Here is a 12,066-nt window from a genome sequence, read left to right on the forward strand (position 1 = left end):
TTATTTTTATGTTTTGCTGGAAAAATAGAACAATGATTTTGTGTAAAAAAGTCAAAAAAAATGATTTTTATCATGTCTGATGGTTTTGATTAAGGTTAATTATTAGCTAAATAGCCTATTATTGTAGGTTTTAAGGCTAAAATAAATACGATGTCAAAGCAGAAGTCGGAAGATTTATTTCACTTGATTAAATCTTTATCATCCAGTGAAAAGCGATATTTCAAACTACAGATGCAGGTGTATGGTGAAGACCAAAAGTCACTGAAACTTTTCCAAGCTATTGATAGGCAGAAAGTTTATGATGAGGATATGATCCTAAAATGTGAAGCTGAAATTAGCCCACAGCAATTTTCCAATCTCAAGGCACACTTATATCATCGGCTTCTTCACACCATGCGTTCTTTTCATCTCAAAAAAAATAAAGATATAAGTATAAGAGAGTTGATTGACCATGCCCAATTGCTCTTTGACCGTGGATTGTACAATCAGTGCAATAAGCTTCTGAAGAAAGCCAGGAAGCTGGCTCATAAAAATGATAATCTGGAGCTGATGCTGGAGATCCTGAAAATGGAGAAGCAGGTAGTCGCTCAGGGAATCGGGAATGAAAATCCGGAAAAGGTAAATGCGATTATCAATGAGGTTAAGGATGTAAACACCAGGATCTATAATATCAATACGCTATCCAACATCTTGGTACGGCTCAATAACTGGTATACAAAAACCGGGTTTGTGAGAAAAGAAGAATATCTGGAAGAGGTGAAGCAGTTTATCAGAAGTAGTATGCCAAGCTTTAACGAAGAAAATTTGTCATTTAATGAAAAACTCAACCTTTACAATGTTTATGTTGCCTATTACCTCTTTATTCAGGAGTTTGACAAAGCTTATGCCTATGCCAATAAATGGGTAAATCTATTTGAAGAAACACCTGAATTCATTCCGCTTAAGACCATTATGTACATCCGGGGAATCCATAGCCTGATGATTGCCCAAAACAAGCTGATGAAATATGGTGAATTTGTAGCCTCTGCTCAAAAACTAAAAAATGTTTATCATATTCCTGGTATAGAGCTCAATGAGAACATCAGGGCGATGTTGTTTAAGTACATTACTATTCATGATATCAACCGTTACTTCCTTACGGGGGATTTTAATGCGGGGATCTCGCTGGTAACCAAAATTGAACGCGATCTGGACCAGTTTGTAGATAAGTTGGGTAAGCACTCCACCATTATTTTTTATTACAAAATAGCCTGTATGTATGTTGGGAATAGCAACCATAAAATGGCTGTGTACTGGCTACAGAAAATCATCAATGAGCAAAATGTAGACCTTAGAGAAGATGTACATTGTTTTGCCCGAATTCTCAACCTGATCAGCCACTTTGAACTGGGCAATACTGACATTATTGATTATTATATCAAATCAACTTATCGTTTTCTGCTTGCCAAAGATGACCTGAACAACTATCAGAAGTATATACTCAAATTTTTGAAGAATTTGACCAAAGAAACTACTGAGAGCGAACTGGTCAAAAGGTTTGAGAACCTGAGATCGCAATTACTTACCTTGATTGACAACCCCTACGAAAGCCGTTCATTTAGCTACTTTGACATTATTTCCTGGCTGGAAAGTAAAATACAGAAAAGAAGTGTACAAGAAGTGATTCAGGAAAAAGCAAGACAAAAAATTAAAGAAGATCAAATGCGTGCTGCTTAACACAAAAGGGTAGTGAAGTTATTTTGCGAACAAGCTGATACCTGTAAAATCATTTGAAAAGGCTTAAAATCCTAAAGTGTCTTAAGTTAATATACTTAAGGAAATACTATACATATGACAAATTTTACTTTCAAAACTTAAAAAGAATGTATTTCTAAACTCTCAGTATTAATAAGTTGCGGATATCATTATGTCCTACTTTTTACAAAAAAATCAGTATTAATCTTAAAATTAGCCCCTTATTGTCAATCTGGTAGGCTTTCCCATACTGTATTTTTGATTTTTAAATTTCCTGAATTTTTTTAGATACACTTCAGCACACTATGCTATGATAAGGTAGCGGTGTAAGCTATTACTAGGTATTGAAACGAATTAATTCTTCTTTTTTGAGAACATTGTGCTGCGGATTCAAAAGATTATTCAACCAATCATTTTTTGTTGCACAAATATGAAAATTAAGAAGAAAATTATTTTATCAGTATCGCTGCTATTAAGTCTGAGCATACTGATCATCTGCTTTATATCTATTTATAATATCCGAACAAAGGGACAGAAGGAAATTATTGATTTTGAGAAGACCCAAATAGCGAGTAAAAAGGACTATCTGGTGGACATTGTAGATGTAGCCTACGGCATGGTCAAAACACAATATGAGAAGACCCAGGATACAGAATATGTCCTGAGCTATATCCATACCCTCCCGGAATATACTGAAAGTTTATCTGTTACGGAAGATGAAAACCTTCTTGACGAAGAAGACGATGTGACAGCTGAAGATCTACTTGCTACCTATGGCGATCAGGCCAGAGCGCAGATGATGAATGAGGTGTTGAAGGAGTTGGCAACTATTCGTTTTGATGGAGAGGAAGGATATTTCTGGATTACCGATAATGCTTTACCTTATCCTACCATGCTGATGCATGCTGCAAATCCGCAAAATGCAGGTAAAGTGATGAGTGATGAGAAATATAATACAGAAAAGCATCAGCAAAAGAATATTTATCAGGCCAGAGTAGAAGGTTGTGTCAAGCAGGGAGAAGCTTATATAGAATACATCATTGAAAAACCCGATACCAAAGAGGTGTTTGATAAACTTTCTTATTCAAAGCTGTTTAAGCCCCTGGGCTGGATTGTTTCTACAGGCATCTATATTGACCAGATAGAAGTAGTAGTAGCTGCAAAAGAAGCTGCCGTGCACGCACAGATCAAAGACATCATTATCAGATACATATTGGTTGCTGCGGTACTCTTGATAATAGGAAATGTGATAACCTTCAGATTCAGTGATAACCTCGCGCAAAGCATCAATAAGATACAGGAGCGCCTTGGGCTGCTCGCTGAGGGCAAAATGACAGATCTGCTGGAAGTAAAGCGCAAAGATGAGCTGGGGATGATGATGGCTTCAATGAACAATCTGGTAGAAGGAATGAATCAGTACACAACGTTTGCCAAGCAGATAGGAGAGGGGAAGCTTGACTCTGATTTCCAGGTACTCAGTGATGAAGATGTACTGGGTAACGAATTGATACAAATGCGCGATAAGCTGAAAGCTAATGCAGAAGAAAACGAAAAACGAAACTGGGTAACAGGTGGATTAGCAAAGTTTGTAGAAATTCTCCGAAAGAATAACGAAAATTTGGAGGTGTTGGGAGATGAAATTCTCAAACACATTGCGGATTACATGAAGGTAAACCAGGGAGCTATCTACATACTGGACGAAGAAGAGTCAGATACGCCATATCTCGTACAGATTGCAACCTATGCTTATGGAAAGAAAAAATTTCTGTCTAGTAAAATAGAAATCGGTGAAGGCCTTATCGGTCAGTGTTTTCTGGAAAGAGAGAAGATAGTTCTTACCGAGATTCCCGAAGATTATATCAAAATCACTTCCGGGTTAGGCCAGGCCCCTCCTTCCTTTATTGCAATTATACCACTGATCCATGATGAGGAAGTGATGGGTATTCTTGAAATCGCAAGTTTTCATGCATTACAAGATTATCAGTTTGATTTCCTGGAGCAGCTCTGCCAGAGTATTTCTTCTACAGTAAGCTCATTGAGGGTGAATATGCGTACCAAGAAGTTGCTGGAAGAAAGTCAGGGTATGTCCAATCAGTTGCAGGCTCAGGAAGAAGAATTGCGACAGAATCAGGAGGAAATGCAGGCTACTCAAGAGGAAATGGCACGCAAGCAGAAAGAACTGGAACAACTAAACAGAGAGCTGCAGCAGGAAATTGAGGCACTTAGAAGCCAAATAAAAACATCTGAAACTGCCTAAATCTATAGTAGTGAGATATACTTTACTGATTGTAATTTTCATTTTGGCAGGTATAGTTAACGTACATGCTCAATTCAAGCTTGGGGGAGAAATTCGTCCACGATTTGAGTATAGGCACGGAGCAAGAGATTTACCCGGAACTGAAGATAAAGCAGGTGTACATATTTCGCAGCGCAGCCGTTTGAATCTTGGCTATACATTTGAAAATAAATGGGAAGCTTATTTATCAATTCAGGATGTAAGAGTCTGGGGTGAACAGGGAGATAGGGGAGATGCATCAACATTTAATCTTTATGAAGGATGGGCACAGGCAAATATTGCAGATAAGTGGAAGCTTAAAATTGGCCGCCAGGAATTGGATTATGACGATGGTCATCTCTTTAATCCGCGTAACTGGGGACAACCAGGAAGAACACATGATGTTGGAGTGCTTAAATTTCAAGATTCCACTTTTCAAGCGCATTTAGTGGCTGGCTACAGCCAGAATAGGGCAAGTAACTTTGATAGCTTCTATGATCAGGAAGATTACTATAAAAATCTGCAAATGTTGTGGCTGGAAAAAGAGTTTTCCAAACAGTGGAGAGCTTCATTCAAAGCGATCAACCGGGGGCTACAGCGAGCTGATTCTACGATAGCTTATGATCATACAGTTGGAGGAAATCTGTATTTTCAACAAAATAGGTTTTCGTTCAGAGGGTTGGCGTATCGGCAATTTGGTGAAGGGTTAGATGTTGATCATAAACGTGCCTATATGATTTCTGCTCAGGCAGCTTATTATCTTAGCAAAAATTTTCAACTTTTATTTAAAGCAGACATTCTATCAGGAACCGACACCGAGAAAATGATGAATCCTCTTAATCAGGAAACTAATTCTTTTGATGTACTATACGGTTATCGGCATAAATACTATGGGCATCTGGATTACTTTTATCTAAACTTTACGCCCCCTACCGGCCTGGAGGATATTGTTTTTAGTTTCAAATACAAGCCTTTGCCTCGGCTTACCACAATGTTTGATTTACATTCTTTTTATACCCAGGCAACATTGGCTCCGATGTCTGATCTTCAATCTCCGGTTGAAAGCCATCTGGGAGAGGAACTGGATTTAGGTTTTGAATATGTTGCTTACGATAATGTGAAAATCAAGGGAGGCTATTCACAGATGTTTGCTACCGAAAGTATGGAAGTGCTCAAGGGAAGAGGTAGTAAGGATGAGCTTGCTAACTGGTTTTGGTTACAGGCATCTTTCAAATTTCAATAGAATTCTGAAAAAATTAAATTCTTTATTAACCAAGCCAAGTTAGGTATCTGGCAGAGAGGTTAGACTCTGCCAGAATCTGTTTTACCCAAATGCAGTTTCTACTGAGCCGCCATCCACACGGTAGTTGCTTCCGTTTACAAAACTTGCAAGGTCAGAACATAAGAAAGCAATGACACTGGCTACTTCTTCTGCCTGGCCTCTTCTCTGAACCTCAATGTGAGGCCTTTCATTTTTTAGAAACCATTGCACTGCTTCATCCACTGAAGTACCTCTTTCATCCGCCAGTTGTTCCATCATCTTATTGGTCATTGGCGTTTCTATGTATGCCGGAGAAACACAATTGACCAGCAGACCATCTTTTGCATACGCACGAGACAGACACTTAGAAAGATTGACAATTGCTGCTTTGCAAGCATTGTAAGGGCTTTCTTCTTCATAGGGCTGCATGGCATTTTCAGATGAAATTAACACCAATCTGCCCCAACCTTTAGATTGCATCTGCGGGATAAAAGCTCTGGAAACTCTTACCGCCCCCATCAGATCAATATCTATGGTTTCCTGCCAGTCTTCATCTGTTAGCTCTAAAAAATCACCGGCAGCGCCTCTGGCACCTGCACAATGCGCTAGGATATCAGCGCCCCTGTATTTGGCTTTTACTTCTTCGGCCAATTGTTCTACTTCTTTTAGGTTTTTCAAATTAGCCACAATGGTATTGACCTGATTGACACCACTTAAGTGAGAGCGAACTTCTTCTGCAGTCTTTTCCAACTGCTCTTTATCAATATCACTGATTACTATATTTACTCCTTCCTGAGCGAGCTTTATGGCAGTAGATTTGCCAATGCCAGAATCTGCACCGGTAATTACTGCTGTTTTTCCTTCTATTAATAAATTCATAAAAAAATTTGTTAGTACTGTTAAAAAATTAACAATAATACTAACCTGAAAATGGCGATTGTGTTATATCCTATTGAAGGAGAATACTAATAAACTCAGCTAGCTTTTTCTTTGGTAGATAATGAAAGTCTGAAAATAGAACTGATTAGAATGTATAACCCAGGCTCAATACAAATCTTCTGAGTAAGCGCTCTTCATCAATTATAGTTTCAGTCTGGCCTCCCCAGTCCCAGCCATTCATCGTATAAGTAAGGTGTGTGTTTTGCAGGCGGTAACCGGCACTTACAGTGAAAGCAGACTCTTTCATATTGATTTGATAACCCAGCCCTGCTTGCAGATGATATCCACCCTCAGCATCCTGATAATCTATCCAGTCAGCCTGGTCCTCAGGTTTCCACATAAATCCCCAGCCTCCATTGAAATAATAGTAGGGACTAACTTTGCGCTCCGTAATAAGCCCACGTAGGCTGGCATATAGTGGAGTGACCATAAAATCACCGTATTTGTCCAATCCAACCCCGCCACCGAGCATAAATCTGGGACTGAAAGCGAAACCATTTATGGTATGAAAAGAGACATTGGTGTAGCCATAGCCTTCGCTATCCTGCCCAAAAAGTAGCTGAAAGTTGATAGTATGAAAAAAGCCTCTTTCCCTTCGGAAAAAGGCTTTACTTGCTTCTTCAACTTCTTTTGCCTGGTATTCACCAAAATGAATGCTACTGATTTTCTCTATAGGAATGTTTTCTCTTTCCAGCTCACTGTATTCAAGGGTAATAAAATCTTCAAATACGGAGTGAACCAATGTGCCGTACACGATCTTTCCGTTTTTTAGTACAACATTTACTTTCTGTTGAGCCTGTAGTGCTACACTTATTAGAATGAGCAAACTTGTAATAAATACTGCCCTCATAGCGATGGAACTGAAATGATACTTAGTAGTTCAATATTGGTTGGGTCACTATAATCATATTGATACAGCCCATCATCACCGATAAGCATCAGCACATTATTCAGGGGGATGACATCGTAGGCATGGATATCATCAAAATGAGCCAATTGATTTTCACTGATAGCTTCTCTGTCACTAGCATCAAAAACTTTTAAGCCAAATTCACCTTCACATATAAATAATGTTCCCTCATCAATTCCCAGGCCGTGCGGATGTTCCATGGCATAAGTCTCTACCAATTGAGGATTGTAGGGATCTTCAATATCTATTACTTCCAGTTGGTTGACAAACCCCTGACACTCGGTTCCATTTCTTAAAGTTACATAGGCGGTATTTCCTTCAACCACTACGGGGTCACAACTTGTAATATGTTCGTAGGTTGATACATGTTGAGGATTTGCCGGATCAGCATTGTCATAGATATGCATACCATTCTGAGCACCGATAAAGAGTTTGTCTTCGTAAGGGAAAATGGTTTCTATCATAAATCCAACATTGATATCTTCGCCCTGCTCCTGAGGATTTGTCTCCTGACTGATGTCAAAAACCTGCATATTATAATCGTCAATGGTATACAGATAATCACCAACTATGGCAAAGCGAGCCATAGAACCACCGACTCCTTGTTGCCCACCAGAAGAACCTGAATTACTTTCTAAAGCGAAATTGGCTACATCTGCGGTGGCAGTAAAAGCAATACCACCACGGTAGTAGAACATTCCTGTTGCCAGCGGGTCCATTTCTCCTTCAATAACTTCAGTGGTTTCCTGCTCCACCCATTCGGTGATGACCTGTCCCTCTTCCACCGGAAAACCACCGTAGGAAGTATGGAGAGGAAATACGTTTTCTACTCTGTTTACCTCACGGATATCATTGACGTCACTAATGTCAAATACCAGTAAATCAATAAAGCTATCTGCGTAAAGAAAATTACCCTTTGCTGCCAGATCATAATTACCAGGGATATTGATAAAGGCCAATCTTTCAGGATCTGCCGGATTAGAATTGTCAATAATATGGATACCTTCTCCCGGATCGTTGAGAAAGAGGTGGTTATTGAGAAAATAAATTTTTCCGGCCTTTTTGATCGTGCGAGGAGGAAGCACATCCACCGAAGCACGTAACTCAGTAGTGGTCATATACACCGGTGTCATGTACTTGTAGGTACGAGTCACCTCTACCTTGTCGGTACACTGGTTCAACAGCAGTAGAGAAAAAATAGCTGTAAGGTTAAAAACCAGATAAAATAGTAACTTTCTTTTTGTTTGGGGAGCGATGGTAATGGTTTCCATAGTATTATTGGTATGGTGGAATACTTATTACTGAGACACTTAGATAAGGAGGAACGTTGGAATCGGGATATATTTTTTTGAAATATTGCCTTTAAGTTGCCTATTCTACAGAAAGGCTTAATTTCAACCCAAAATGATTTTTTATGATTTGCATTAAACTACCGTACACCGATTTTGAAGTAACAGAAATTGCTTTTGGAGCCTGGGCCATTGTAGGAGGATTCAACTGGGGCCCTCAGGATGAAAAAGATTCTATTGATGCGCTGAGAACTGCCTACGAAATGGGCATCAATTTTTTTGATACTGCCGAAATGTATGGCAGTGGCGCCTCAGAAAACCTGATTGACAAAGCATTAAGAGAAGTCAGAGAAAAAATAATCATCGCCACCAAGATCAAACCGGCTGACTTTTCATTTGATGATGTGAAGAAAGCAACTGAAGAACGCTTAAAAGCACTCAATACCGATCGTCTGGATTTGTTACAACTACACTGGCCAAATCCGGAAATACCCATTGAAGAGACTATGGGGGCTTTGGTAGAGTTAAAAAAAGAAGGTAAAATCAGGGCCTTTGGCGTCTCTAATTTTGGCAAGCAGGATTTGACTGAAGCATTTAAGTATACTGACGAAATCAGCAGTAATCAGCTTCCTTATAACCTTATCTGGCGGGCGATTGAATATGAAGTACTTCCCGAATGTAAAAACCGCCACCTACCCATCCTTTGCTATTCACCTATTATGCAGGGTTTGCTCACTGGCAAATTTTCAACTCCCGAAGAAGTGCCCGATGATAGAGCCAGAACCCGTCATTTTTCTTCTCAAAGATCACAGACCCGCCATGGGGAATCAGGTTTTGAAAAGGAAACTTTTGAGACCTTGAGGCAAATTAAAAGCATCGCAGACCAAATCGGTAAGCCCATGGTAGAAGTGAGTATTGCCTGGCTAATGGCGCAGCCAACAGTGGGTTCCGTGATCGTTGGCGGAAGAAATGCAGAGCAGGTCAAGAAAAATATCAAAGCTGCCGAGTTGAAATTGAATGATGATGTATTGGAGCAACTTAATAAAGCAACTGACCCACTTAAGCAGAAACTAGGCAAGAATCCCGACTTGTGGGAAGGAAAATCCAGAATTCAATAGCTTTAGGGAAACTTCTTTGATTCTTTATGTTTAATATATGAGTATCATTTTTTGATAAACAAAAAAATCAATGGGGCATCATCATGGAGAACATGATCATGAAGATGGACATCATCATGCGATAAGTAGCAATTTAAAAGTTGCCTTCTTTCTAAACCTTAGCTTTACGATCATAGAGTTTATAGGGGGATGGTTTACCAATTCTATGGCTATATTATCGGATGCTATTCATGATCTGGGAGATACTTTTGCTATCGGTTCTTCACTTTTTCTTGAGAATTATTCTCAAAAGGGGAGGAGTAATAAGTATTCATTCGGTTATAAACGCTTCTCTCCACTTAGCGCACTTATCAACTCAGTGATACTTTTAGCAGGTTCAGTAATAATTATTGTTGAAGCCGTACCCCGCCTGATCAATCCTGAATCAGTGAACGCTCAGGGTATGCTCTATTTGTCAATTGCCGGGCTTGTATTCAATGGTGCAGCAGTATTCCGATTGAAAAAAGGGGGTAAGTCTATTAACCAACGGACGGTGATGCTTCATTTGATGGAAGATGTACTGGGCTGGGCTGCCGTACTGGTCGGTAGTATTGTGATGATATTTGCTGACTTACCCATTATAGATCCAATTCTTTCTCTCTGTATTGCGGTTTATATCTTTTGGAACGCTTTCCAGAATCTGCGTCAGGTCATGAATATATTTTTACAGGCTATACCCGAAAATGTAGATATTGAAAAGGTAAAAGCTGCGCTGGCGTCCATTGAAGATATACAGGAAATGCATGATACACACATCTGGACATTGGATGGCAATTATAACATCCTGTCAGTTCATCTGGTAATCAGGGAAAATATGCGGCTCTCTGAATTAGCAGACCTGAGAACGAAAGTGAATGATGTATTAAAGAATTTTCAAATAGATCACATTACTACCCAATTTGAAGTGCCGGGAGAAGTATGTGAATTACAGAAACATTAAAGCAATGAAAACATCTACCATAAAGCAGGGTCAGGAAAGAAGCAAATGGTTACAAATTGCCTTCTGGTTGAGTATGGTTACTATCTTTTACAATATGATAGAAGGGGTAGTATCCACATATTTTGGTATGCAGGACGAAACACTCGCACTTTTTGGCTTTGGCGTCGATAGTTTCGTAGAGGTAATTTCCGGTATTGGCATTGCCCATATGATTTATCGCATGCAGACCAAACCTAATGTGGAGAAAGACCGCTTTGAACGTCAGGCGTTACGCATTACGGGTTTTAGTTTCTATCTATTGGCTGTAGGCATTGTGGCCAGCTCTGTATTAACCATTGTGGCTGGGGAACAGCCGGACACCACTCGGGTGGGTATCATTATCTCAGTAATCTCCATCATTACGATGTATGCCCTGGTACATTACAAAATTAAAGCGGGGAAAGCGCTAAACTCAAGTCCCATCATCTCAGATGCTAATTGTACAAAAACCTGCCTTTATCTTTCTTTACTTTTACTCACTTCCAGTGCTTTATATGAATTATTTCATATTCCATATATTGATGCAATAGGAGCATTGGGAATCGCTTTTTTTGCGTTTAAAGAAGGAAAAGAAGCTTTTGATAAGACAAAAGGTAAAGACTGTTGTGGGGGCGCCTGTAGCAGTTAACCAAGGTTCTTAAGTTGGATTTTGGGCGTTGACCTTTAGAAATGTAAATTTTTTAACCTTTCTCCAATGGAAAATAAGCTAGCGTACATTCATCAGGGTAGTGGAATTCCTATCCTGTTACTACATGGGTTTTGTGAAAGAAAAGAAATCTGGAATGATTTCATCCCAATCCTTTCTAAGGAAGCGCAGGTAATAGCACCGGATCTACCGGGGTTTGGTGAAAATCCTACTATTACCCAGGAAATTACCATAGATAGTGTTGCAGAAGAAGTTGCTGAATTTTTAAAAAGCATTAAGGTTCAGCGAGCTATCATTGTTGGACATTCACTGGGAGGATATGTGTCGCTGGCTTTGGCTGATTTGTACCCGCATCTTTGCAAAGGTCTTTGTCTTTTTCATTCTACTGCTAAAGCCGATAGCGGAGAGAAAAAAGCCAATCGTGATAAAGCTGCGGCTTTTCTGGAGAAAAATGGAACTGAAACTTTTGCTCAAAATTTTGTACCCTCACTTTTTGCCTCAGTAAATCATCAGAAAATGGCTGCTCAAATTGCAGTAATGAAGCAAATTGTGGCGGATACCCATAAAGATACTGCGGTAGCTTACACCAAAGCTATGCGAGATCGTCCGGAAAGACTTAATGTATTAGAAAAGGCAGTTTTTCCCTGTCTGTTTATCGCGGGCAAAGACGATCAGGCTGTACCTTATGACGATATGCTGCAGCAAAGTAAATTGCCGAGAGGAAATTCTGAACTGGTAAGCCTGGAAAATTGTGGACACATGGGAATGTATGAGCAGAAAAAAGAAAGCATTGAGGCACTTATTAATTTTATCAAAACCGTCAAAAGTAAGCCATAGTACTTGTAAATCAGCGGGAAAATAAGCAAGATTGTTTTT

Annotated in this window: 10 protein-coding genes; 7 read left to right on the forward strand and 3 right to left on the reverse strand. The window is 39.5% G+C overall.

The window, feature by feature from the left end; translation table 11 throughout:
* Positions 1–150 precede the first annotated feature (150 nt).
* The 3 genes from WJR50_RS10305 to WJR50_RS10315 all read left to right on the forward strand — a co-directional run bounded on the left by WJR50_RS10305 (position 151) and on the right by WJR50_RS10315 (position 5,252).
* Positions 151–1,716: a hypothetical protein gene (locus WJR50_RS10305; RefSeq protein WP_341293183.1), complete on the forward strand. Its 1,566-nt coding sequence runs from the start codon at positions 151–153 to the stop codon at positions 1,714–1,716.
* Positions 1,717–2,164: 448 nt separating this feature from the next.
* Complete coding sequence (locus WJR50_RS10310; protein ID WP_341293184.1) at positions 2,165–3,991, forward strand: cache domain-containing protein; 1,827 nt, start codon at positions 2,165–2,167, stop codon at positions 3,989–3,991.
* A 10-nt stretch (positions 3,992–4,001) separates the two neighbouring features.
* Complete coding sequence (locus WJR50_RS10315; RefSeq protein ID WP_341293185.1) at positions 4,002–5,252, forward strand: alginate export family protein; 1,251 nt, start codon at positions 4,002–4,004, stop codon at positions 5,250–5,252.
* An 81-nt stretch (positions 5,253–5,333) separates the two neighbouring features.
* Here WJR50_RS10315 and WJR50_RS10320 read toward each other — a convergent pair whose 3' ends face one another.
* The 3 genes from WJR50_RS10320 to WJR50_RS10330 all read right to left on the reverse strand — a co-directional run bounded on the left by WJR50_RS10320 (position 5,334) and on the right by WJR50_RS10330 (position 8,390).
* Complete coding sequence (locus WJR50_RS10320; protein ID WP_341293186.1) at positions 5,334–6,149, reverse strand: SDR family NAD(P)-dependent oxidoreductase; 816 nt, start codon at positions 6,147–6,149, stop codon at positions 5,334–5,336.
* A gap of 145 nt (positions 6,150–6,294) precedes the next feature.
* The gene (locus WJR50_RS10325; RefSeq protein ID WP_341293187.1) at positions 6,295–7,059 is read right to left on the reverse strand and encodes a hypothetical protein; all 765 of its coding nucleotides are present in this window, start codon (positions 7,057–7,059) and stop codon (positions 6,295–6,297) included.
* The gene (locus WJR50_RS10330; protein WP_341293188.1) at positions 7,056–8,390 is read right to left on the reverse strand and encodes an LVIVD repeat-containing protein; all 1,335 of its coding nucleotides are present in this window, start codon (positions 8,388–8,390) and stop codon (positions 7,056–7,058) included. The genes WJR50_RS10325 and WJR50_RS10330 overlap by 4 nt, the downstream gene beginning before the upstream one ends.
* 143 nt (positions 8,391–8,533) lie before the next feature.
* Between WJR50_RS10330 and WJR50_RS10335 the strand changes: the two genes are divergently transcribed.
* From WJR50_RS10335 to WJR50_RS10350, 4 genes are all read left to right on the forward strand, one after another.
* On the forward strand, positions 8,534–9,526 hold the full coding sequence (locus WJR50_RS10335; protein WP_341293189.1) for an aldo/keto reductase: 993 nt from the start codon (positions 8,534–8,536) through the stop codon (positions 9,524–9,526).
* 70 nt (positions 9,527–9,596) lie between these two features.
* The gene (locus tag WJR50_RS10340; RefSeq protein ID WP_341293190.1) at positions 9,597–10,505 is read left to right on the forward strand and encodes a cation diffusion facilitator family transporter; all 909 of its coding nucleotides are present in this window, start codon (positions 9,597–9,599) and stop codon (positions 10,503–10,505) included.
* A gap of 4 nt (positions 10,506–10,509) precedes the next feature.
* On the forward strand, positions 10,510–11,172 hold the full coding sequence (locus WJR50_RS10345) for a cation efflux transmembrane domain-containing protein (protein WP_341293191.1): 663 nt from the start codon (positions 10,510–10,512) through the stop codon (positions 11,170–11,172).
* Between the two features lie 66 nt (positions 11,173–11,238).
* Positions 11,239–12,027 (forward strand): alpha/beta fold hydrolase, encoded by a 789-nt coding sequence (locus WJR50_RS10350; protein WP_341293192.1) that lies wholly within the window; start codon positions 11,239–11,241, stop codon positions 12,025–12,027.
* The last annotated feature ends 39 nt before the right edge of the window (positions 12,028–12,066 follow it).

Source organism: Catalinimonas locisalis, assembly GCF_038039535.1.
In the GTDB taxonomy this organism is placed as follows: Bacteria; Bacteroidota; Bacteroidia; order Cytophagales; family Cyclobacteriaceae; genus Catalinimonas.

What these genes read in the sequence shown, in the direction of transcription:
- WJR50_RS10305 (WP_341293183.1), top strand. Translation starts at nt 151, where the DNA reads ATGTCAAAGCAGAAGTCGGAAGATTTATTTCACTTGATTAAATCTTTA.
- WJR50_RS10310 (WP_341293184.1), top strand. Translation starts at nt 2,165, where the DNA reads ATGAAAATTAAGAAGAAAATTATTTTATCAGTATCGCTGCTATTAAGT.
- WJR50_RS10320 (WP_341293186.1), bottom strand. Translation starts at nt 6,149, where the DNA reads ATGAATTTATTAATAGAAGGAAAAACAGCAGTAATTACCGGTGCAGAT.
- WJR50_RS10325 (WP_341293187.1), bottom strand. Translation starts at nt 7,059, where the DNA reads ATGAGGGCAGTATTTATTACAAGTTTGCTCATTCTAATAAGTGTAGCA.
- WJR50_RS10330 (WP_341293188.1), bottom strand. Translation starts at nt 8,390, where the DNA reads ATGGAAACCATTACCATCGCTCCCCAAACAAAAAGAAAGTTACTATTT.
- WJR50_RS10335 (WP_341293189.1), top strand. Translation starts at nt 8,534, where the DNA reads ATGATTTGCATTAAACTACCGTACACCGATTTTGAAGTAACAGAAATT.
- WJR50_RS10340 (WP_341293190.1), top strand. Translation starts at nt 9,597, where the DNA reads ATGGGGCATCATCATGGAGAACATGATCATGAAGATGGACATCATCAT.
- WJR50_RS10345 (WP_341293191.1), top strand. Translation starts at nt 10,510, where the DNA reads ATGAAAACATCTACCATAAAGCAGGGTCAGGAAAGAAGCAAATGGTTA.
- WJR50_RS10350 (WP_341293192.1), top strand. Translation starts at nt 11,239, where the DNA reads ATGGAAAATAAGCTAGCGTACATTCATCAGGGTAGTGGAATTCCTATC.